General features: G+C 67.3%; 15 protein-coding genes and 1 pseudogene. 1 reads left to right on the forward strand and 15 read right to left on the reverse strand.

The window, feature by feature from the left end; all coding sequences use genetic code 11:
• Positions 1 to 9 precede the first annotated feature (9 nt).
• The 13 genes and pseudogenes from uvrA to LMA02_RS34030 form a co-directional block, all read right to left on the reverse strand.
• A complete protein-coding gene (uvrA, locus tag LMA02_RS33970) occupies positions 10 to 5,913 on the reverse strand; it encodes an excinuclease ABC subunit UvrA (protein ID WP_228910258.1) in 5,904 nt (1,967 codons plus the stop codon).
• 221 nt (positions 5,914 to 6,134) lie between these two features.
• On the reverse strand, positions 6,135 to 7,595 hold the full coding sequence (locus LMA02_RS33975; protein WP_228910259.1) for an amino acid racemase: 1,461 nt from the start codon (positions 7,593 to 7,595) through the stop codon (positions 6,135 to 6,137).
• The gene (locus tag LMA02_RS33980; protein ID WP_228910260.1) at positions 7,592 to 8,866 is read right to left on the reverse strand and encodes a dicarboxylate/amino acid:cation symporter; all 1,275 of its coding nucleotides are present in this window, start codon (positions 8,864 to 8,866) and stop codon (positions 7,592 to 7,594) included. Before LMA02_RS33980 ends, LMA02_RS33975 begins: the two co-directional genes overlap by 4 nt.
• Before the next feature lie 183 nt (positions 8,867 to 9,049).
• Positions 9,050 to 9,964, reverse strand: a complete 915-nt coding sequence (locus tag LMA02_RS33985) for a LysR substrate-binding domain-containing protein (RefSeq protein ID WP_228910261.1) — start codon at positions 9,962 to 9,964, stop codon at positions 9,050 to 9,052.
• A gap of 124 nt (positions 9,965 to 10,088) precedes the next feature.
• A pseudogene (locus LMA02_RS33990) lies at positions 10,089 to 10,402 on the reverse strand (high-potential iron-sulfur protein).
• A gap of 30 nt (positions 10,403 to 10,432) precedes the next feature.
• Positions 10,433 to 10,774, reverse strand: coding sequence for a cytochrome C oxidase subunit IV family protein (locus tag LMA02_RS33995; protein ID WP_166724102.1), 342 nt, complete (start codon positions 10,772 to 10,774; stop codon positions 10,433 to 10,435).
• Between the two features lie 8 nt (positions 10,775 to 10,782).
• Positions 10,783 to 11,505 carry a heme-copper oxidase subunit III family protein gene (locus LMA02_RS34000; protein WP_228910262.1) on the reverse strand — a complete coding sequence of 241 codons (723 nt, stop codon included), beginning with the start codon at positions 11,503 to 11,505 and terminating at the stop codon, positions 10,783 to 10,785.
• The gene (locus tag LMA02_RS34005) at positions 11,502 to 12,113 is read right to left on the reverse strand and encodes a cytochrome c oxidase subunit 3 (RefSeq protein ID WP_228910263.1); all 612 of its coding nucleotides are present in this window, start codon (positions 12,111 to 12,113) and stop codon (positions 11,502 to 11,504) included. The genes LMA02_RS34000 and LMA02_RS34005 overlap by 4 nt, the downstream gene beginning before the upstream one ends.
• Positions 12,110 to 13,870, reverse strand: coding sequence for a cytochrome c oxidase subunit I (ctaD, locus tag LMA02_RS34010; RefSeq protein ID WP_228910264.1), 1,761 nt, complete (start codon positions 13,868 to 13,870; stop codon positions 12,110 to 12,112). Before ctaD ends, LMA02_RS34005 begins: the two co-directional genes overlap by 4 nt.
• 13 nt (positions 13,871 to 13,883) lie before the next feature.
• Positions 13,884 to 15,032, reverse strand: a complete 1,149-nt coding sequence (locus LMA02_RS34015; protein ID WP_228910265.1) for a c-type cytochrome — start codon at positions 15,030 to 15,032, stop codon at positions 13,884 to 13,886.
• 351 nt (positions 15,033 to 15,383) lie between these two features.
• A complete protein-coding gene (locus LMA02_RS34020; protein ID WP_228910266.1) occupies positions 15,384 to 15,899 on the reverse strand; it encodes a hypothetical protein in 516 nt (171 codons plus the stop codon).
• Between the two features lie 238 nt (positions 15,900 to 16,137).
• Entirely contained in the window at positions 16,138 to 16,647 is a 510-nt protein-coding gene (locus tag LMA02_RS34025) for a DUF1269 domain-containing protein (RefSeq protein WP_228910267.1), read from the reverse strand.
• A gap of 48 nt (positions 16,648 to 16,695) precedes the next feature.
• Positions 16,696 to 16,938 (reverse strand): DUF3820 family protein, encoded by a 243-nt coding sequence (locus LMA02_RS34030; protein ID WP_228910268.1) that lies wholly within the window; start codon positions 16,936 to 16,938, stop codon positions 16,696 to 16,698.
• A 142-nt stretch (positions 16,939 to 17,080) separates the two neighbouring features.
• Here LMA02_RS34030 and LMA02_RS34035 point away from each other — a divergent pair, with 142 nt between their 5' ends.
• The gene (locus tag LMA02_RS34035; protein ID WP_006756519.1) at positions 17,081 to 17,269 is read left to right on the forward strand and encodes a hypothetical protein; all 189 of its coding nucleotides are present in this window, start codon (positions 17,081 to 17,083) and stop codon (positions 17,267 to 17,269) included.
• A gap of 210 nt (positions 17,270 to 17,479) precedes the next feature.
• Here LMA02_RS34035 and LMA02_RS34040 read toward each other — a convergent pair whose 3' ends face one another.
• A complete protein-coding gene (locus LMA02_RS34040; protein WP_228910269.1) occupies positions 17,480 to 18,142 on the reverse strand; it encodes an OmpA family protein in 663 nt (220 codons plus the stop codon).
• Between the two features lie 125 nt (positions 18,143 to 18,267).
• Complete coding sequence (locus LMA02_RS35490) at positions 18,268 to 22,941, reverse strand: YadA-like family protein (protein WP_229050919.1); 4,674 nt, start codon at positions 22,939 to 22,941, stop codon at positions 18,268 to 18,270.
• Between the last annotated feature and the right edge of the window lie 801 nt (positions 22,942 to 23,742).

Consider the following 23,742-nt stretch of genomic DNA (forward strand, 5'->3'; position numbering starts at 1 on the left):
GCACCGCGCTTAACCGACCCGCGCTTCGTCCTGCCGCTCCGCTTCACCGCCATCCGCAGCCGTTCGCGCCAGCACGGGCTTCAACGCCTGCCCGGTATGGCTCGCGCTCACCTGCACGAGCCCTTCCGGCGGCGCCGCCGCGACGATCGTGCCGCCGCCCACGCCGCCTTCCGGACCGAGATCGATGATCCAGTCGGCTTCCGCGATCACGTCGAGATCGTGCTCGATCACGACGACGCTATGCCCGCCGTCGACCAGCCGGTGCAGCACGCGGATCAGCTTCGCGACGTCGGCCATGTGCAGGCCGACCGTCGGCTCGTCGAGCACGTACAGCGTGTGCGGCGCCTTCTGGCCGCGTCGCGTGATGTCGTCGCGCACCTTCGTGAGCTCGGTGACGAGCTTGATGCGCTGCGCCTCGCCGCCGGACAATGTTGGCGACGGCTGGCCGAGCGTCAGGTAGCCGAGGCCGACGTCCTTCATCAGCTGCAGCGGATGCGCGATGTTCGAAATCGGCGCGAAGAACTCCACCGCTTCGTCGATCTCCATCGTCAGCACGTCGCCGATGTTCCGGCCGCGCCACGTGACCGCGAGCGTCTCCGGATTGAAGCGCTGCCCGTGGCACACGTCGCACGGCACCTTCACGTCGGGCAGGAAGCTCATGCCGATCGTGCGCACGCCCTGCCCTTCGCAGCCGGGGCAGCGCCCGTCGCCGGTGTTGAACGAGAAACGCGACGCCGTGTAGCCGCGCGCACGCGCTTCCAGCGTATCGGCGAACAGCTTGCGGATCGTGTCCCACACACCGATGTAGGTGGCCGGACACGAGCGCGGCGTCTTGCCGATCGGCGTCTGGTCAACTTCGAGCACGCGGTCGATCCGCTCCCAGCCGCTCAGCGACGCGCAACCCTGCCACGCATGCGTGACGTTCAGCGACGGCCGCGGCGCGCTGCGCGCGAGCACGCTCGAGCGGCGGTTGGCAGCCGGCGCGTCCTGCTGCGCGGCCTTGCGCGCGCGCCGCGTGGCCGGCGACGACAGCACCGAGCGGCCAACCGCATCGAGCAGGTTCGTCATTAGCACGTCGCGCGCGAGCGTCGACTTGCCCGAGCCGCTCACGCCCGTCACCGCGACGAGCCGCGCGAGCGGAATGCCGACGGTGACGTCGCGCAGGTTGTGCAGCGTCGCGCCGTGCACGGTCAGCCAGGCTTCCGGCACCGCCGGTGCGCCCTTCTTGCCCGCCAGGCTCACCGCGCGGCGCGGTTGCAGCGGGTGCGTCATCGGCTGCGCGAGCAGGCGCCCCGTCACCGAATCCGGCTGCGCGGCCAGATCGGCGACCGCGCCCTCGGCGACCAGCGTGCCGCCGCGCTTGCCGGCGCCCGGGCCGACGTCGATGATGTGATCGGCGCGCCGAATCGTGTCCTCGTCATGCTCGACGACGACGAGCGTGTTGCCCTTGTCGCCGAGCTTGCGCAGCGCGTCCAGCAGGATCCGGTTGTCGCGCGGATGCAGGCCGATCGTCGGCTCGTCGAGCACGTAGCACACGCCCTGCAGGTTGCTGCCGAGCTGCGCGGCGAGCCGGATGCGCTGGGCTTCGCCGCCCGACAGGCTCGGCGCCGCGCGATCGAGGCTCAGGTAGCCGAGCCCGACTTCCTCGAGAAACGCGAGGCGGCTGCCGATCTCGCTGACGATGTCGCGCGCGATCTGCGCGTCGCGGCCGGTCAGTTCCAGCGCGTCGATCCAGCGGCGCGTATCGGACACCGTCCACTGCGCGACCTCGACGATCGGATGCGCATCGAACGTGACCGCGCGCGCGGACGGGTTCAGGCGCGTGCCGCCGCAATCCGGGCACGGCTCGTTGCCGACGCCTTCCGGTTCCTGCTCGTCCGACGGCAGCGTCTGCTCGCGGCCGCGATCGTCCCCGGCGCGCACCGTATCGTCGTACGCCGCGCGCTGTTCGCGCGTGAGCGTGACGCCCGTGCCGACGCAGGTCGTGCACCAGCCATGCTTGCTGTTGTACGAGAACATCCGCGGATCGAGTTCCGGATAGCTCGTGCCGCACACCGGGCACGCGCGCTTGACCGACAGCACCTTGACCTCGCCGACGCGCGCGGTCGAATGATCGTTCTGCATCGCGTGGTGCAGCCCGTCGAGCGGCGCGAGCAGGTGCATCACGCCCTTGCCGAGTTCGAGCGTCTCGTCGAGCACCCGCCGCAATTCGGCCTCGTCGTCCGGCGACACGACGATATCGGCCACCGGCAGCTCGATCGTGTGCTCGCGGAAGCGATCGAGCTTCGGCCACGGATCGACCGTCACGAATTCGCCGTCCACGCGCAGATGCGTGCTGCCGCGCGCCTTCGCCCATTTCGCGAGATCGGTATACACGCCCTTGCGATTGACGACGAGCGGCGCGAGCAGCCCGACGTGCTCGCCGCGATGATCGCGCAGCAGCTGCGCGGCGATCGACTCGACGGTTTGCGACGTGACCGGCGTGCCGTCGTGGATGCAATGCTGGAGGCCGAGCTTCACATACAGCAGCCGCAGGAAGTGCCAGACTTCGGACGTGGTCGCGACCGTGCTCTTGCGGCCGCCGCGCGACAGGCGCTGCTCGATCGCCACCGTCGGCGGAATGCCGTACACCGCGTCGACTTCCGGCCGCCCGGCCGGCTGCACGATCGAGCGTGCATACGCGTTCAGCGATTCGAGGTAGCGGCGCTGGCCTTCGTGGAAGAGGATGTCGAACGCGAGCGTCGACTTGCCGGAACCCGACACGCCGGTGATCACGTTGAACTTGCCGTGCGGGATGTCGACGTCGAGCGCCTTCAGGTTGTGCTCGCGTGCATTGACGATCCGCACGACGTCCTCGCCCTCGATCGCGCGCCGCTCGCGGGCGGCGTTCAGCACGGCCTGCAGCGGCACGCCTTCGTCGGCCAGCGCCGTTTCGCCATCCATCGCGCGGTCGTACTGCAGCAGCGCGACGCCGGTATGCGATTCCGCGCAGGCCTTCACGTCGTCGGGCGTGCCCGCGCACAGCACGCGGCCGCCGCCGTCGCCGCCTTCCGGGCCGAGATCGATCAGCCAGTCGGCCGCGCGGATCACGTCGAGGTTGTGCTCGATCACGATCAGCGAATGGCCGGCCGCGAGCAGCTTGCCGAACGCCTGCATCAGCTTCGCGATGTCGTCGAAGTGCAGCCCGGTGGTCGGCTCGTCGAACATGAACAGCTTCGCCCGCGCGACGCGCGCCTCCTCGCTGGCGACGCGGCGCCCGCCGGCCGCCGCCGCCGATTCGGCGAGGAAGCCGGCCAGCTTCAGCCGCTGCGCTTCGCCGCCGGACAACGTCGGCACCGGCTGGCCAAGCTTCACGTATTCGAGACCGACGTCGACGATCGGCTGCAGCACGCGCAGCACCTCGGCGTCGGTCGCGAAGAAGGCGGTCGCTTCGCTGACGGTCAGGTCGAGCACGTCGGCGATGTTCAGCGCACGGCCGTCGCGCTCGATGCGTACTTCGAGAATCTCGGCGCGGTAGCGGCTACCGTCGCAGTCCGGACAACGCAGGTAGACGTCGCTCAGGAACTGCATCTCGATGTGCTCGAAGCCCGAGCCGCCGCACGTCGGGCAACGGCCGTCGCCCGAGTTGAAGCTGAACGTGCCGGCGCCGTAGCCGCGTTGCAGCGCGAGCGGCGCCTTCGCGAACAGCTTGCGGATCTCGTCGAACGCGCCGACATAGCTGGCCGGGTTCGACCGCGTGGTCTTGCCGATCGGCGACTGATCGACGAACACGACATCGCCGACCTGGTCGGCGCCCGTCAGGTCGCGGAACGCGCCCGGCGACTCGGTCGCCTTGCCGTGTTGGCGCGCCATCGCCGGATAGAGCACGTCCTGCAGCAGCGTCGACTTGCCGGAACCCGATACCCCCGTCACGCACACGAGCCGCTGCAGCGGAATCTCGACCGTCACGTCGCGCAGATTGTGCTCGGTCGCGCCTGCGAGCACGATGCGCGGCGTGTTCGCGTCCACCGGACGGCGCGCCCAGTTCGACGCATGCGCGACGTGCTTGCGGCCGCCGAGATACTCGCCCGTCAGCGTGTTCGCGGAACGGATGTCGCCCGGCGTGCCGTCGTAGACGATCGTGCCGCCGCGCTCGCCCGGCCCCGGGCCCATGTCGATCAGCCGGTCGGCCGCGAGCATCACCGACGGATCGTGCTCGACGACGACCAGCGTATTGCCCGCGTCGCGCAGCCGCTGCATCGCCTCGACGATTCGCGTGAGGTCGCGCGGATGCAGCCCGATGCTCGGCTCGTCGAGCACGAACAGCGTTTTCGTGAGCGACGTGCCAAGCGCCGTGGTCAGGTTGATCCGCTGGACCTCGCCGCCGGACAGCGTGCGGCTCTGCCGGTCGAGCGTCAAGTAGCCGAGCCCGACGTCGCACAGGTATTTCAGGCGCGTGCGCACCTCGGCGAGCAGCAGCTTCAGCGCGTCGTCGAGCAGCGCGCTCGGCAGGCTCACGTCGTCGAAGAAACGGCGGATGCGCTCGATCGGCAGCAGCATCAGGTCGTGCACCGTCAGGCCCGGCAGCGCCTCGAGCTGCGCGCGCGTCCAGTCGACGCCGCGCGGCAGGAAGCGATTGGCGGGCGCGAGCACCGCGTCGGCGTTCGCCTTCGAGCCGAGCCGCCACTGCAGCGATTCCGTCTTCAGGCGCGCGCCGCCGCACACGTCGCACGGCGTGTAGCTGCGGTACTTCGACAGCAGCACGCGGATATGCATCTTGTAGGCTTTCGATTCGAGATAGCCGAAGAAGCGTTTGACGCCGTACCACTGGCTCTGCCACTTGCCGTTCCAGTCCGGCGAGCCGTTGATCACCCATTCGCGCTGGGCGTCCGTCAGGTCGGACCACGGCGTGTCGCGCGGGATGCCGGCTTTCGCCGCGTAGCGCATCAGGTCGTCCTGGCATTCCTTCCAGGCGGGCGTCTGCATCGGCTTGATCGCGCCGCCGCGCAGCGTCTTGCGCGCGTCGGGGATCACGAGGCCGAGATCGACGCCGATCACGCGGCCGAAGCCGCGGCAGGTTTCGCACGCGCCGTAGGCCGAGTTGAACGAGAACAGCGCCGCCTGCGGCTCCGCGTAGCGCAGGTCGCTGTCGGGATCGTGCAGCCCGGTGGAGAAGCGCCACACCTGCGGCTCGGCGGTTGCGGCGAGCGCGGTGTCCGCGTCCGGCGCCAGCACGTAGACGTTCACGCGGCCGCCGCCGCGCTTCAGCGACGCCTCGATTGCCTCGACCACGCGCACCTTGTCGGCCTGCTGCACGCGGAAGCGGTCGGCCACCACGTCGAGCAGCTTGCGCGGGCCGGTGGGCGACGCGACTTCGCGCTGCGCCTGCACGCGCGTGTAGCCGCTCGCGGACAGCCACTGCGCGACTTCGTCCTCGGACGCGCTTTCCGGCAGCTCCACCGGAAACGTGACGACGACGCGCGGATCGTCGGCGCGCGTGCGCTCGACGAGTTCCGCGTAGATCGTCTCGGGGGTGTCATGCCGCACCTGCCGCGCGGTCTGGCGGTCGAACAGCTCGGCCGCGCGCGCGTACAGCAGCTTCAGGTGATCGTTGAGCTCGGTCATCGTGCCGACCGTCGAGCGCGAGCTGCGGACCGGGTTGGTCTGGTCGATCGCGATCGCGGGCGGCACTCCGTCGACGCGCTCGACCTGCGGGCGGTCCATTCGGTCGAGGAACTGCCGCGCATACGCGCTGAAGGTCTCGACGTAGCGCCGCTGGCCTTCCGCGTACAGCGTGTCGAATACGAGGCTCGACTTGCCGGAGCCCGACGGGCCGGTGACGACCGTCATTTCGCCGGTACGCAGATCGAGATCGAGGTTCTTGAGGTTGTGCTGACGTGCTCCGCGAATGCGGATCAGATTGCTGGATGACAATTTGCCTGCCCGTCTGAATGAGTTAGCCGGAATCACGGTGCCGGAACGCTGCGGCGGATGCCCGCAGACGCGGCGCACGTGCCGCACGGGTCATGCCCGCGCCGCTCGAGTTCGACGGATACTATACTGTATATTCATACAGTTTTCCACGAGCGGCGCGAAGGGGCGAAAACGGGCCGGATCACTCGGCTCATCGACGCCCGCCCCGATCAGGAACCGACTCAGCCGCCGGCCGCCGTCGCATACGCAATGCACGTGCGGGCAAGCACGTCGGTCGGATCGACGAGCGTCGCCCGGCGCCCGTTCCGCGCGACATATTCCCCACCCGGCAGCAGGATCGGCAGTTCGGTGCATCCGAGCACGATCACGCTCACGCCTTCGTCCATCAACGCGTCGATGGCCGCGCCGATATCTTCCTCGCACCGTCCGGTCGTGAAGCCGGCCTTGACACCCTGCCTGCCGTAGATCGCTTCCATCACGCGCGCCTGCAACGCCGGCCCCGGCGCCACTTGCCGGAGTCCCTGCGATTCCAGCGCCTTCTGGTAGACCCCGCTTTCGATCGTGCCGGACGTGGCCAGCACACCGACCTCCCGCAGCGCCGGATAGGCGTCGCGCAGGTGGGCGACCGTGACGGTCAGCATGTTGACGATCGGAATGCCGAGCCAGGGCTGAATCCGCTCGACGAACGCATGCGCGGTGTTGCACGGAATCGCGATGACGTCGGCATCGCCATCCTCGAGTTTCTTGCAGGTCGCGTACAGGGAGATCGTCGGATCCGCGCCGGCGCCCACCAGGTTCTCGGTTCGATCGGGAATCTGCGGATTCTGTTCGACCAGCAGCTTGATATGGTCCTGATCGCGCGATGCCGGCGTGTTGCGCACGATCTTGTCCAGAAAATCGACCGTCGCGGCCGGGCCGACGCCGCCGACCACGCCGATCTTGAACGTCGCCGCGCGCGAACCCGGTTGCCCGGCCACCGCGTACTGCGCATACGCCAGGTTCGAATCCACGAGCGGCACGCGCTGCGGGCCGATTTCATCGGCGACCAGCGCGATCTCGGTCAGCCCCGGGACGATCACCTGCACGCCCTGATCGGCAAGGTCCTCGCATGCGCGGCGCAGCAGTTCGACCGGACGGCCTCGGAGATTGCCGCGCTTGATGCCGTCGCGGCCGTAGATCGCTTCGGTCACGAGGTCGATCCCCTCGTGCGACCGCGGATGGACGATGTCGAATTGCGGCGCCGGGAAATACGCTTCGAAGAGTCGCTTGGCCCGCACGTAGTCGGACGCCAGCACGCCGATACGCGTCGCGTCGGGATACTTGCGCCGCACATGGCTGCGTACCGCTTCGACGATATCCACGATCGGCAGGCGCGTGTTCGCCTTCAGCTCGTCGATGAACGTGTGGCTCAGGAAGCACGGCAGCACGACCGTCGTCACGCCCCGCTTCTCGAACGCACGGATCATGTCGAACACGTACAGCTTGCGTTCGATGGTCGCCGCACTGCCCGACCCCGAGCCCTTGAACGGGTATTGCTCGAAAATCAGCTCGACGTGCTCCTCGTCGGACGACGCAGGCGTCGCCTTCACCATCTTGAAGAACACGTCGGCACTGCCCAGCGGCCCGAGGCCGCCGACCACGCCGAACTTGCGCCGGGCATTCACGCCATCCGTGTGCATCATGCGTTCTCCGGCTGATCGAATACGGCGGCGGCTTGCGACTTCGCAGCGCGCCGGCTCTCCCACTTCGCGATCACCGCCGTCGCCACGCTGTTGCCGATCACGTTCGTCATCGTGCGGCCCATGTCGAGAATCTGGTCGATCGCCAGAATCATCGCGACGCCGGCTACCGGCAGATGGAACATCGGCGCGACCGCCGCGACCACGACCACCGAGCCGCGCGGCACGCTCGCCATCCCCTTGCTGCTCAACATCAGCACCAGCAACATGAAGACCTGCTCCGACACCGGCATGTGCACGCCGAACGCCTGCGCGATGAAGATCGCGGCAAACGCCTGATACATCATCGAGCCATCCAGGTTGAACGCGTAACCCAGCGGCAGCGTGAAGCCCACCACCTTCTTGTCCACGCCGAACTGCTCGAGCTGCTCGGTCAGGCGCGGATAGGCGGCCTCGCTGCTCGCGGTCGAGAATGCGATCAGCGCGGGTTCGCGTACGGCCTTCAGCAGGCTGCCGACGCGTCGCCCGAGAAACACGTAGCCGGCGCCGATCAGCAGCGTCCAGAGGACGAGCAAGCCGAGGTAGAACGCGCCGATCAGCTTGCCATACGTATAGATCACGTCGAGCCCGCGCAGCGTGACCGACGCGGCGATCGCACCAAATACGCCGAGCGGCGCCGCGCGCATCACGTAGTTGGTCAGGCGCAGCATCACCGGCACCATGCCGTCGATCGACTGGATCACGACGCCGACCCGCTTGTCGTGCTTCAGCGCGCTCAGCCCGATGCCGAGAAAGACCGAGAACACCAGGATCTGCAGGATGTCGTTGCGCGCCATCGCGTCGAGCAGGCTGGTCGGGAACGCATGCGTGATCACGTCCCGCGCGTTCAGTGCGGCGGTATTCAGTCCGGTGTCGACCTCGCCGGCGGATGCCGCGAGGTTCAGGCCCGCGCCCGGCTGCAGCGCATTGGCCATGACGAGGCCCAGGCTCAACGAAATCAGCGACGCGCAGACGAACCACCCGATCGAGCGCAGGCCGATGCGGCCGACGTCCTCGCCGCTGTCCATGCCGGCCAGGCCGGACACGAGCGTGACGAACACCAGCGGCGCGATGATCATCTTGATCAGGCGCAGGAAGATGTCGGTGACGATCGAGAAATAGCCGGCAACGGTTTTGAGGGTGCCCGGATCCGCGATGTGGGTGTGGCACGCATAACCGGCGACGACACCGAGGATCATGCCGACTGCAATGCTGAAGGTAAGGCGATTTTTCATGTCCATTCGTCCTTGGGTGGCGCCCTGCCGCCGGAGGCGGACGAGCGCTGCGAAGAAGGCCGCGCGACGCCGGTCACGCGTCACGATTGCCGTTGGAACGAATGGTAGGGACGGTCGATAAAACCGTGATGCCGGTGCAACATGGCGGTATGCGAGTCCCGCATAAGGCGGGAAAACCCTGATTCAGCCGAGCCGGGAAGGCGCCGCGCGCAGGTGCTGCCACAGCGTGTCGAGGAATTCACTGCGGTTGGACACGTCGCGATACACGCGCAACTCGACTTCCAGGTTCCACGCCGCAGGCCCGGCCGGGACGAGTTCGCCGGCCGCCAGCTCGGCGGCGATTGCGCTGCGGGGCAGCCACGCGACGCCCTCGCCTTCCATCACGAGTTTCTTCAGCACCTCGGCCATGTCCGACTCGTAGTGCAGCTGCAGGGCCGGCGTATCGGGGGCACGGCCGAGCAGCAGCGCGAGACAGCGGCCGAAGTAGCTGGTTTCCGTATAGGAGATCAGCGGCAGCGGGCTCTGCTTCGTTCCGGGCAGGCGAAACGCGGGCGCCGAGCGCCGGTTCGGCCGGCATGCCGGCATCAACGTGTCGAGGCCGACCGTCAGGTGCTCGTACTTCGCCGGGTCGAGATGGAGCGGCAGCTCGGGATGGTGATAGGCAAACATCAGCTCGCAGTTGCCGTTGACGAGCATCAGGATCGAGTCATGCACGTTGGTCGGAATGACGCGCGCCCGCACTTCGCCGAAATGCGGGGCGAGCGCCTTGAGCCAGCCCGGCAGGAAACTCAGCGCGATGGTATGGCCCGCGGCGATCTGCAGGCTCTTGCCGGCAATCCGTTGCTCGGTGCGGATGATGGCCCGCGTGTCGAACAGGCGGCTGAGCACGTCTTCGGCCGTCTCGCGAAACAGCCGGCCCGCCGGCGTCAGCACCGGCGGAAAGCTGCTGCGGTCGATCAGTTCGGCGCCGATCCATTGCTCGAGCGACTGGATGCGACGGCTGAAGCCCGACTGCGTGACGTTGCGAAATTCAGCCGCACGGGAAAAGCTTTGATATTGAGCGAGCGCGAGGAAGTCCTCGATCCATTTGATTTCCATGTTGGCCTTGGCGGGTCGCGGGCGGAGCGGCCCGCGCGTCACCCAGGTCATGGCGAAGCGCAGGCCGACGGACGCTCACATTGTATGTGCTCGATCCGGTGCGCCGCGCGGGCAGCCCTGCTCGCTACGCCTTTTTCGCATAGGCGCTGCACCAGCCTTTTGCATTGACCTGCTTGCCGCCGAAAATGGCGCACGGCGCCATCGCGGCATCGGCCTTGCCCTGGTAGAACTGGCAATTCGCGCAGGCCTCGCCCGGCTGAAATTTCGGAACTTCTTACGGTCGACCCGGCTGGCGTCGGTCTTGTAGCCGAGGGCCTGCGCGTTTGCATCGGATTCCTGCACGGCAACGGCATCCGCCACCGCCGCGCGACGGCCCACGGCCAGCACGGAAGCCAGCACGGTGGTGGCTGTAAGGAAACGTCGGCGTGAAAATTTCATGAGAGTCTCCCTTGAACGGATGCGCTGGGATCAGTGAAAGAAGAGTTCCCGCATGCCGAACGTGTGATGCGCTTCGGCGGCCATCAGCACCATGAGCACCAGCAGGCACAGCGGCGGTATCAGGATCGCGTACACCAGCGCCAGCCGCTCCCACATCATGTGCATGAAAATCGACACGATCAGCCCGGCCTTGGCGATCATGAGCACGACGATCAGCACCCAGCGCAGCAGGCCCTGCACGTGGAAGTAGTCCACCAGGTACGACAACGTGCTCAGAACGAACAGCAAGCCCCAGATTTTCAGGTAGACGCCGATCGGATGCTGCTGGCCGTGCGCGGCCTCGGGTCGATCGGCGGGATCGGTATGGTCCATGGCCTGCCTCACCACAAATAGAACAGCGCGAAGATGAACACCCACACCAGGTCGACGAAGTGCCAGTACAGGCCGGCAATCTCGACGATCTGGAAGTTGCCGTGCTCGGTGAACCCCGGCTGCAGCACCTTGCGTGCGATCAGCAGCAGGTAGATCACGCCGCAGGTCACGTGAAAGCCGTGGAATCCGGTGATCGTGAAGAAGCACGCGCCGAACTGCGCCGCGCCCAGCGGGTTGCCCCACGGGCGGATCCCTTCATGGACGATCAGCTTGGTCCATTCGAGCGCCTGCATCGACACGAAGGCCGCGCCCAGCAGCGCGGTCGCCAGCAACAGCACGGCGGCGCGTTTGGCGTTGCGTCGGTAGCCGAAGTTGACGGCCATCGCCATCGTGCCGCTGCTGCTGATCAGGATGAACGTCATGATGGCGATCAGCAGCAACGGCACATCCACGCCGCCCACCGTGAGCCCGAATACCTTGGACGTATCGGGCCACGGCGCCGTGGTCGAGATGCGCACCGACATGTAGCCGATCAGGAAGCTGCTGAAGACGAAGGTGTCCGACAGCAGGAAGATCCACATCATCGCCTTGCCCCACGGCACCTTGAAGGCTTCGCGGTCGCCCGCCCAGTCGGTGACGATGCCGCGCCAGCCGTCGGGCCCGGCGTCGGCGCGGGCGATGTCGGCCGATTCGCCGACGGATGATTCAGTGGGGAGCGTGGGCACGGTCATGGCGCGGCTCCATACAGCGGCCCGCAGATGGCGGCGACGATCGCGGGGGTCATCCACCACATCGCCGCCAGCAGCACGAGCCAGACAGCCAGCAGGAAATGCCAGTAGGTCGCGCACAGCGCAATGGCGCGCTGCGCCCGGAACGGGTCCGCGCGCCGCACAAGCGCGATCGTGACGACCCAGGCCACCAGTCCGCCCAGCACATGCAACGCGTGCAGGCCGGTGAGCAGGTACAGGAAGCTGTTGGAAGGATTGACGTTGACGGTCTGCCCGGCGGCGGACAGCACGCGCCACGCGGTCAGTTGCCCGATCACGAACAGCGCCGCCAGCACGCCGCCGGATACCAGCCACGCCGTGCGGTGCAAGGTCATCCGCCGGGCGCGCTGCATCGCGATGCTGGCCAGCACCAGCGCACCGGTGTTCCACCACAGCAGCGCCGGATGCGGGATCGGCTGCCAGTCGGGCTCGCGCATGCGCATCCCATAGGCGAGCAGCAGCAAGGAAAACAACGTCGTGGCCACCGCCATGAAGACGATCAGGCCCGTGCGGCCCGCATTCGGCAAGACCGGTTGCGCGTCGGGACCGAAGGGGCGCGGCAGCGTGGTCATTCGTGTGCCTCGCCGGAGTGAAGCGTCGGCCGGGCCGGCGCGGGCTCGGGCGCCGTCGCGGGCGGCCGGTTCTGCGGGACGAAGTCTTCCTCCTGCCCCGCCGGACTGTATTCGTATGCCCAGCGATAGACGACCGGCAGCGCCGCGCCCCAGTTGCCGTGCGCCGGCGGCGATTGCGGCGTCTGCCATTCCAGCGTGGTGGCCCGCCACGGATTGCCGTCGGCACGCTTGCCGTGCACGAGGCTCCACGCCAGGTTGAACAGGAACAGCAGCTGCGCCACCCCGACGATCAGCGCCACGACGGTGATGAACGCGTTGAGCGTCTGCGCCGAATGCGGAATGAAGCTGTAGCCTTCATACGCGTAATAGCGCCGCGGCATGCCGAGCACGCCGAGATAGTGCATCGGGAAGTAGATCGCATAAGTGCCGACGAACGTGAACCAGAAGTGCAGGCGCCCGAGCGTGTCGTTCAGCATGCGGCCCGTCACCAGCGGATACCAGTGGTAGAGGCCGCCAAACACCACCAGGATCGGCGACACGGCCATCACCATATGGAAGTGCGCGACCACGAAGTAGGTGTTCGACAGCGGAATGTCCACGCTCACGTTGCCGAGGAAGAGCCCGGTCAGCCCGCCGAGGACGAAGGTGCTGATGAAGCCGATCGCGAACAGCATCGGCACGGTCAGGTGGATATCGCCGCGCCACAGTGTCAGCACCCAGTTGTAGACCTTCAGCGCGGTCGGCACGGCGATGATCAGCGTGGTGGTGGCGAAGAAGAAGCCGAAGTACGGATTCATGCCGGCGATGAACATGTGGTGAGCCCAGACCACGAAGCTCAGCGCGCCGATCATGACGATCGCCCACACCATCATCCGGTAGCCGAAGATGCTCTTGCGCGCGTGCGTGCTGATGAGGTCCGACGCGATGCCGAACGCCGGCAGCGCGACGATGTAGACCTCCGGATGCCCGAAGAACCAGAACAGGTGCTGGAACAGCAGCGGGCTGCCGCCGGCATGGTTGAGCGTCTGCCCCATCGACACCACGGCCGGCACGAAGAAACTCGTGCCGAGCGTCTTGTCGAACAGCATCATCACCGCCGACACGAACAGCGCCGGAAACGCCAGCAGCGCCATGATGGTCGCGGTGAAGATGCCCCACACCGTGAGCGGCATGCGCATCAGCGTCATGCCGTGTGTGCGCGCCTGCAGCGTGGTGGTGACGTAGTTCAGGCCGCCCATCGTCGCCGCGACGATGAAGATCGCCAGCGACACCAGCATCAGCACGATGCCCCATTCCACGCCCGGCGTGCCCGGCAGGATGGCCTGCGGCGGATACAGCGTCCAGCCCGCGCCGGTCGGCCCGCCCGGCACGAAGAAGCTCGCGGTCAGCACCAGCACGGCCAGCAGGTAGACCCAGTAGCTCAGCATGTTGAGAAACGGGAACACCATGTCGCGCGCGCCCAGCATCAGCGGGATCAGGTAGTTGCCGAAGCCGCCCAGGAACAGCGCCGTCAGCAGGTAGATCACCATGATCATCCCGTGCATCGTGACGAACTGGTAGTAGTGGTTCGCGTCGATGAACGCGAACTTGCCCGGAAAGCCGAGCTGCAGCCGCATCAGGTTCGACAACACCAGGCCGACGAGGCCGATGGCGATGGCCGTCAGCGCGTACTGCACGGCGATGACCTTGTGGTCCTGGCTCCAGACGTAGCGGGTCCAGAAGCTCTGCGGGCCGTGATCGGAGTGCGCGTAGGTCATGGGGTGTGCTCCGCTAGCGCTGCGCCGCGCTGCTGGCGTCCGGCCCGGCTTGCGCCTTGATATAGGCCACCAGGGCGGCCAGTTCCTGATCGCTCAGGTCGAAGTGCGGCATGATCGGCGAGAAACCCTTCACGACGCGGGCCGTCGGGTTGCTGATGAACGCGCGCAGATAGGCGTCGTCCACCTTCGCGGTGCTGCCGTCGGCCATCGTTTCGGTCTTGCCGTACAGGCCCTTCCACGTGGGGCCCACGCGCGGCGTGCCGTCCACGGTATGGCAGGCGACGCAGCCCTTGGCCGCCGCGAGCGCCTTGCCCTGGTCGGCCAGCGCCTGGGCGCTGCCGCCCGCGGCGGCCGGTGCGGCCTGCACGTTCGCCTGCTGCCGCTGCGTGAACGTCGGCTGCCGCGCGAGCCAGCGCGCGAACGAGGCTTCGTCTTCCACCACCACCACGCCGCGCATGTTCGAGTGCCCGATGCCGCAGAGCTGCGCGCACAGGATGTCGTAACGCCCGGCCTTGGTCGGCGTGAACCAGAAGGTGGTCACCATGCCGGGCACCATGTTCATCCGCGCGCGGAACGGCGGCACGTAGAAGTCGTGCAGCACGTCGCGCGACCGTGCCAGCACCTGGACCGGCCGGTTGAGCGGCAAGTGCACTTCGGACGCGTCGATCAGGTAGTTGTCGCGGCCGTTGGGGTCGCCGGGGTTCAGGCCGAACGGGTTGTCGTTGCTGATGTAGCGCACGTCCGTCGTGCCCAGCTTGCCGCCGGGGCCGGCGAAGCGGAAGCGCCATTGCCATTGCTGGCCGAGCACTTCCATCTGCAGCACCTTGTGCGGCGGTCGTACGTAGTCCGCATAGACGAAGAGCCCCGGTGCCAGCAATGCGGCCACGCCGACCGAGGTCAGGCCGATCAGCCACCATTCCAGCCGCCTGTTGTGCGGCTCGTAGGCGGCGCGACGGCCGCTGCGATGGCGGTAGCGCACCAGTGCGAGCACGATGAACAGGTTGATCGCGATGAAGAACGCGCCGGTGATCACGAGCGTGATCGTCAGCATGTCGTCCATGCGCACCCAGTTCGACGCGATCGGCGTGATCCACCACGGACTGGCAAAGTGAAACCCCACCGCCACTGCGATGATCAGGACCAGAGCAATCGCAAGGGCCATAGGCCGCCTCGCTGCGTGTCACGCACCCGAGCCGCCGACACGACGCTGCTGGCGTCGTCGCGCCGCGTCGGCGCATGTCGCATTCGTCGTATCGTCCGCGCCGGCACCTGTGCCGGGACCGCTTCGCGACGCGCTGCCCACGACGGCTCTTAAGAAAAGGTAGTCCTCGGCCCTGCATCGTGCAAGGCGGCGAAACGCGGACGCGCATGCCGCGCACGAACCGCGCGAACGGCGGCGTCGCATGCGGCGATGCGATGCAAAAACGGCCGCCGCCGGCAGGGATTGCCGACGCGGCCGTCTACGGGGCCGACGTGTGTTCAGGGCCGGCGCGGCGTCAACAAAAGCGCCGCGTCACTCCATCCTGCTCGGCCTGCGCCATCGCTCCAGTTGGCCATAGGCGACGGCGGCAACCACGCCGAACAGCAGGTTCGCCAGCAAGGGGCCGGAACCGCGCTCCGAGATGAACCACGGGAACACGGCCGTCATCACATAAAAGTTCCACAGGTACGCGACGAGCCCGAAGGCCAGCCCGATCACCGCCTCCATGCCCACGCTCGAATCGAACCGGAAAGGCGCCATGATCGCGGCGAGCATCATCCCCATGATTGCGCCGAGCACGTAGTGCAGCAGCAGCGCCATCGCGACGATTTCAAGGCTGAATTGCGACAACTGGCTGAGCGCACCGCGGCCCATCACCATCGCCGCGATCTTGTGGGTCGGTCGCCACGGGCTTTCATGGAGCACCAGCGTCGACCAGAAGAATTCCAGCGCGATCACCAGCGCACCGCCCGCCAGGCCGGCCACCGCCGCGGAGACCCAGTCCGGCGTGCGCCGTTCCCAATAGTGCGATTGCATGTGCAGTTCCATATGACCTCCTTGCCGACGGTTCAGCTTCAGCACTCAGGTTCAGAACGCGCCCTTCGCGTCAAAAAGTGTGTTCCGTGTGCGATTCGGAATCGCGACACGTTCGCCCCGCGATTCGGTAACGCCACGGGCGGCCGCGTCAAAACGCAACGCCATGCCGCCCACGGTCGCGATAACGCGAACACGCGTCCGACGAATCGCGTCGATGAGCGCAGGTGTTCGCGTGTGCCGGTTTTCGCTGTCAGGGGAAGATCGGCGTCGTGGGCTCGCCGCCTTCCATGTCCGCCTGGGGAAAATGCTGGGCGACCATCTGCGAGATTTCCTCCTCTCGCAGCGGCGGCACGTCGGCCATGATCAGGATCTGGCCTTCGCGGATGGCCTCGCGAAAGCGCGCGAGTCGCCCATTCGGTTCGGCAATGCCGATCATCGCGGCCGTCCACGCGCCGAAGCCCGCGCCCGCCACCGTCAATCCGACGACGGCGCCCCCCGCGATCACGAGCTGCGCGGGAGGAAATACCAGCGCGACGAGACCGATAAGCGCGCCTGTCGCGCCGCCGAGTGCGACGCCTCGCTCGAGCGCGTGCACGACATCGCTGCTTTGCAGCAGAGATGCTTCGGGCAACTGATCGAGCGTGACGCTGTGATCGGCGAGGACGTGAATATGGCGCCAGATGATGCGAGCGCGCAGCAAGTCATCGACGATCGCCTTCGCCATCTGCGTATCGGGTACGAGAAAATAAAGGCGTCTCATGTTGGCACCCCTCTTTTGCCAGCGGCTTATCCGCGACAGAGCCTTTTGTTATTTTATGTCAGCATCGGCGGCTGGATAGCCGGGTTTGCGCAGGGGCGCCAGGAGTTCCCTCAGACCGTTGTGGTCGATCTCGTGCATCAGCGCGAGCTGTCGGCCGAGTCCGCCGCGCGGGAATCCTTCGCGTGCCAGCCAGTTGAGGTAAGGCCCGGGCAGGTCGGCAAGGAGTCGGCCCTTGTATTTTCCGAAGGGCATGGTAACGGTGACAAGGCATTCAAGGTCTGGGGCGCGCATGCCGGTATTGTGCACGGCTTTGCGCGCGACGGCCTCCGCGCCGCGTTGCTCACCGATTCGCGCCGACCGACGGTCGGACCACCGCCGCCCGCCTTCCTGCCTGCTAGACTGGAATATCCCCCTGCAAACCCTGGAGGGAATCATGATGTCCGTGTACGTCGTGAAGACCGGCGAGCAGTTCCTCTGCACCGCCGAGGACGGCGATATCGGCATGGCACCAGCGATTGAAAATGCCACGTCCTTCGGTTCGTATGAGGAAGCCGAAAAAGCGGCAAACACGCATGCTGACCCCGGATACGAAATCGTGGCCGTCTGCGTGATCAGGCACTGATCGGCTGCCCGGTGCGGATGATGGTCCGCGTGCCGGACGCAAGTCGCCATGCGGCAGCGTTGTCCATGCGACGACGACGGCGACGTTGCGCACGCACCGCGTGACGCATTGCCTTCGTCGACGTCGCGCATCCACGCACGGCACCGCCGCCGCCGCAAGCGAGCCGTCCGGTTTCGACGGCCACGCATGCGGCGACCCGGTCGCCACGTCTTACTTCTGCAGCGAGATTTCCACCCGGCGATTGCGCGCCCGCCCTTCGACGGTATCGTTCGATGCCGCCGGATTGGCTTCTCCATGCCCCGTCGCGGCAAACGAATCCGCCTTCAGCCCGTGTTCACGCAGATACCCCGCGACCGCATCGGCCCGACGCTTCGACAGCGTCTGGTTGTGCGTATCCGAGCCGGTCGCGTCGGTATAACCGTCCACTTCCACGCGCGCGAAATGCCTGTCGCCTTGCTGGTTCAGCAGTTTGTCGAGCGCGGCGGTGGCGGCCGACGTCAGCACGGCCGAGTCGGTCGCGAAATAGGCATCGCCGGTCAGGCTCACCTTCTCGACCGCGGCGGGCGCCGGCGCGGCGGCCGCGGCGACCGGCGCGGCTGCCGCGCCGCACTGGAACACCATCGCGTGCGGATCGGCGCCGTCGCGATACGGCGTCGTGGAATCGACCACGCGCACGGCCTCGTTGCCGCACATGCGCGTCGCGACCTTCATGCAGGTCTGCGCGCTCGACAGGATGCCGTGACAGTCGACGCGGAAGGTGCGGATGCCGTCACGGGACTGCAGTTCGTATGCGTTGTACGTCGGCCCCGACGCGCTCGAACAGGCAGCGAGGGAAACGACGGACGCCAGCAGGGCAAGATGGATGTTTTTCACTTGATTACTCCGAAAATGCGATGGGCGCAGCGCGTGCGGCGCGATGGCGCGGCCGCATCCGCGTGCGGTTGCGTTCGACGCGGTCCGCTCCGGCAACGCGTGCCGGAACGGACCGCCGCGCGCGATTACTTCCACTGATACAGCACGCCCGCGCCGACGACGCGCTGGCTGCCGGCGAAGCCGCCGTTCAGCGTCGCCTTCAGGTTCTCCGTGAGGCGCGCCTGCACACCGACGGCCATGGCCTTCTGACCCTGGAACGTCGCCGTACCGACCCCCATCGCGAAGTTCGAGTCGCGGTCCATGTGCGGGATCGACGCCAACGCGGCCGTCGCGGCGATCCCCTCACGCGCCATCGAATCCGTCTGCTGGATCTGCTGCTGCATCTGCGTGAGCTGGTTGTTGACCGTGTTCAGCGACTGCGTGAACTGGTTCGAGACCGCATTCAGCTGGTTCACGTTCACCGCATCGGTGCCCTGCGTGCCCGCCGCGACGTTGACGACCTGTCGCGGCGAATCCGCCGAGCCGACCGCGACGACGTTCGAGCGGCCGCCGTCGTTGCTGCCCGTGCCGATCGCCGTCGAGTTGTTGCCCGATGCGGTCGAGCCGACGCCGATCGCCGTCGAGCCGTTGCCAGACGCCGTCGACGCGTTGCCGACCGCCGTGCTGTTCGAGCCCGATGCGACCGCCCCCGAACCGCCCGCCGACGAATTCGAACCGCTCGCCCCCGGCGGCACGTTGCCGCCGGGCGGGTTCGTCGTGTACTGCCCGCCGAGATTGGTCGTGCGCTTGTCGATCAGCGTCGTCAACTGGTTCGCGACCGAGTCGAGCTGCGACACGTTCACCGCGTCCGTGCCGTTCTTGCCGGCGGCCAGGCCGGTGATCTGCCGGTTGCCGATGTTCACTTCACCGGCCGACGACTGCGGGCTGCTCAGGCCGTACGCGACGTAGTTCGTCAGCGCGCCGACCGTGGTCAGCGAACCGGCGCCCAGCGCGACGCTGTTCGCGAGCGTCGCCGATGCGCCGGCGCCGAGCGCGAGCGCATCGGTGGCGGTGCTGTGCGCACCCGAGCCGAGCGCGACGCTGCCCACGCTGACCGCCGACGCATTGGCACCCTGCGCGACCGACTGCGCGCCGAGGGCCGACGCACCGCTGCCGAGCGCGATCGCGTCGGCCTGCGCGGAACTCGCGGCCTGCCCGATCGCGACGCCGCCGGGTGCGGTCTGGTCGACGATCGCCCCGTTGCCGATGCCCACGCCGTTGTCGCCGTTCACGACCGTCGTCGGCCCGACCGCGACCGATTCCGCGCCGACCGCGAGCGAGTCGCCGGCCGTCGAATTCGCGTGGAAGTACTTCTGGCCCGTGACCGCGAACGACTGCAATGCACCGGTAAGCTGCCGTACCGTCACAGCGTCCTGCTGCCCGGTGCCGTCCGCGACGTTGGTGATCTGGCGATACGTGCGGTTCGTCGTGTCGCCCACCGACACCGCGCCGAGCAGCGTCTGGTCCGTCGTGTTGAACGGGATCGCCGCGGTGCCGTTACGGATGATGCCCGACGACGGCGCCGTCGGCCGATCCGCGACCGAACCGGAACCGAGCGCGATGCTGCCGTTCACGAGCGAGATCGCGTTCGGGCCGATCGCGACGCTGTCGACGCCGATCGCCTGGCTGTCCGGCGCGGTCGAGTTCGCGTGGAAATACTTGATGCCGTGCGCGTTGATGTTGTCGATCGCCGAGCCGACGCTGTTGTTGATGATCGTCGAGCCGTCGCTGTTGTACGTCACGTACGATGGCGCCGAAATCGTGCCGGTCGTCGGGTTGTAGGTCGAGCCGCCGCCGATCGCGCCGGCCGTGCTGTTGCCGAGATTGGTGTTGTTGTTCACGATCGAGCTCAGGCCCGTCGACAGCGAACCGATGCCCGTCGACGTGGCGGTCGACAGCGACGTCAGGTTGCTGTTCGTCGCGCTCAGGCCGGTGGACAGCGAGCCGATGCCGGTCGACGTCGACGTGGACAGCGACGTAACCGTGCTGTTGGTCGAGCTCAGGCCGGTCGAGAGCGAGCTGATGCCCGTGGACGTCGACGTGGACAGCGACGTGACCGCGCTGTTCGTCGAGCTCAAGCCGGTGGACAGCGAACCGATGCCCGTGGACGTCGAAGTCGACAGCGACGTGACCGCGCTGTTCGTCGAACTCAGGCCGGTCGACAGCGAGCTGATGCCCGTCGAGGTCGACGTGGACAGCGACGTGACCGTGCTGTTCGTCGAACTCAGGCCGGTCGACAGCGAGCTGATGCCCGTTGAGGTCGACGTGGACAGCGACGTAACCGTGCTGTTCGTCGAACTCAGGCCGGTCGACAACGAGCTGATGCCCGTGGACGTCGAGGTCGACAGCGACGTGACCGCGCTGTTGGTCGAGCTCAGGCCGGTGGACAGCGAACCGATGCCCGTGGACGTCGAAGTCGACAGCGACGTGATCGCGCTATTCGCCGACGACAGACCCGTCGACGTGGAGGTCGACAGCGACGTCACCGTGCTGTTGGTCGAGCTCAGGCCGGTGGACAGCGAATTGATGCCGGTCGACGTCGAAGTCGACAGCGACGTGATCGCGCTGTTGGCTGACGACAGCCCCGTCGACGTGGAGGTCGACAGCGACGTCACCGAGCTGTTCGTCGAGCTCAGGCCGGTGGACAGCGAATTGATGCCGGTCGACGTCGACGTGGACAGCGACGTGATCGCGCTATTCGCCGACGACAGACCCGTCGACGTGGAGGTCGACAGCGACGTCACTGAACTGTTGGTCGAGCTGAGGCCTGTGGACAGCGAATTGATGCCGGTCGACGTCGACGTGGACAGCGACGTGATCGCGCTATTCGCCGACGACAGCCCCGTCGACGTGGAGGTCGACAGCGACGTCACCGAACTGTTCGTCGCGCTCAGGCCGGTGGACAGCGAACCGATGCCGGTCGACGTCGAAGTCGACAGCGACGCGACCGAACTGTTGGTCGAGCTCAACCCCGTCGACAACGACGAAACCCCGGTCGACAACGACGTGATGCTGGACAACGTCGACGTCGACAGCGAATTCACCGCCTGGTTCGTCGCATCGAGCTGCGAGCCGTTGATCGCATCCGTACTCGTCGGACTGATCCGCCCTGCCGCGACGTTGGTGATCTGACGCTCGGTTCCCACCGCGCCGACGCTGACGACGCTGACCGGATTGACGCCGTTGAACGTATACGTGACGCCGCCGATAGTGCCTGTGGCGGTCGGATTCGGCGCGGCCGTCACCGAACCGGAGCCGAGCGCGACGTCGTTTGCACGGGTCGCCACGGCCGACGCGCCGAACGCCACCGCGCCCGCCGCCGCCGCCGTCGACGTATTGCCGAGCGCGAGCGAGCCGGTACCTTGCGCGTTGTTCGAATTGCCGATCGCCACCGCGCCGTCGCCGTTCGCGGTGTTGTTCGAACCGGCCGTGACCGCGCCGGTGCCGATCGCGGTGCTCGGGTCGCCGATGGCGACCGCGCCGTTGCCGCTGACGGTCTGGCCAAAGCCAAGCGCGACGGCGCCGGTGCCGCCCAGGACCTTCGACAAGTTGCCGCCGGCGATCGAGCCGGCACCTGCACCCGCGGCGACCGAGTTGCTGTCGCCGATCGCGACGGTCGATGTCGCCGCCGCCACACTGTTGATGCCGATCGCGGTTGAATTCAGCGCCGCGGCCGTCGCGCCGGAGCCCAGCGCGCTGGCCGACGTGCCCGTCGCGAGCGCGAGATCGCCGAGCGCAACACCGAACTGCTGCGTCGCGGTCGACTGCACGCCCATCGCGATAGAACTGACGCCCGATGCATTCGCGTTCAGGCCGAACGCGACCGCGTTGTTGGCGCCGGCCGTCGTCCCCGAGCCCATCGCAATCGAACTGGTGCCGAGAGACTGCGTGCCCGAGCCCGGCACGCCGGCGGTGCCGCCCCAGCCGATGGCGATCGACGACGTGCCCTTCGCACCGCTGTTGACGCCCATCGCCACCGCCGAGTTTCCGGAAGCCAGCGCGCCGCTGCCCACGGCGACACCGGCCGCGCCCGAGCTGGTCGACTGGTTGCCGAGGGCGACCGCGCCCGTCAGGTCGGCATGCGACGCATAGCCTAGCGCGATGCTTTGCGCCCCCGCCGCGCTCGCCCCGAGCCCGAGTGCCGCCGCATACTGGCCCGACGCGAGCGCATTGTTGCCCAGCCCGATCGCGGACACGCCGGTCGCCGCCGCACCGCTACCGAGCGCCACCGAGCCGCTTTGCGTCGCGCTCGACAGGTTGCCGAGCGCAACCGCGTAAGCCCCTGAACCGAGCGCCTGCACGCCCATCGCCACGCTATTGACACCGGTCGCCTGCGAGTTGATGCCGATGGACGTTCCGCCATCCGCCATCGCGTGCGCACCCGGGCCGATCGCCGTGGACGACAGGCCCGCCGCCGTCGCCAGGTTGCCGAACGCGGTCGCATTCGTCTGCGAGGCAAGCGCGCCGTTGCCGACCGCGGTCGAACTGGCGCCGCCCGTCGCGGAGCCGCCACCCGCCGAGTACTGCGCGTGGGCGCCCGTCTGAAACAGTCCGAGGTACGCGGCCGCCATCATCACGACCAGTCGCCGGGGCGACAACCCAGGCGGCGTTGCCATGCTCGCGGCGGCGCCTTCGTGGGCAGCCTGCTCGCCCGCACTCCTCGACGACGCCACGCGCTTGCCGCGCGCACGATCGAGCTCGGACGTCGCAACCCACGCCCCCAGTGCTTCGTTCCAGATCGACTTGAACGACTTGTTCATCTTGTTTTCCCTCAGTTCACATGTGCTGGATGACGCAACAGCGAACGCGGCCGGGAGCTGACCGTCTCCACCTTCCTTGTCTCCCGTCTCGCGACGCCCCGCTACTTGATTCGGATATCTAACTTAACTGCTCAACGGCTCTGCACGACACGCGCGACACACGTCGCGATCACACGACCGCACGCCGCCCGTGTCGGACGACACGCTGCACGGCGACGATCGCGGGTTATCGAATCATGGAAGTCGAGCTCGCCGATCAGGCGGCATGCCGGGCGGCGCAGCGCGGGAAAGCGCGTGCGCACGCCGTCGCGCCAACCCGTGGGCGGCGAACTCGAATTTCATGTGGAAGCGTCGTTCAGACGCCGGTGGGACGGAAGCCGCGACGAATCCGCCGGGCGGCCCGTCCTGGGTCATTCAGGGGGAGGATGACGTCGTGCGGCCCCGGGGAATGAAGCATGCGCCGCCGGACCGCGGACGCTGACAGCCGCCGCCGGTTCGGGCGAACCGGTGCTGTGATCTGCCGAGCCTTTCATATTCATGTTTTTCGTGCCGCCTGATTCGAGAGCGCGCCCGCGCGACCGCCGCCTGAAGGACCCGGCGGTCGACGCGAACCCACTCACCCCTTTTCCATCCAGGCACGCGCCGCGGATTCCGGATTTCCGGAAAAACCGACGATTGGCCGGACGACCCCTGCATCGAATTAATCGACTGACTTTCTTTGACTATTTCTGGTTGCCTTGTATGTCACACTCTCATCAGCTTCTACGCCATTCCCTTCGTCTCTTATATCAACCCATTCGA

This window comes from Burkholderia sp. B21-005 (assembly GCF_020843965.1).
In the GTDB taxonomy this organism is placed as follows: Bacteria; Pseudomonadota; Gammaproteobacteria; order Burkholderiales; family Burkholderiaceae; genus Burkholderia; species Burkholderia ambifaria.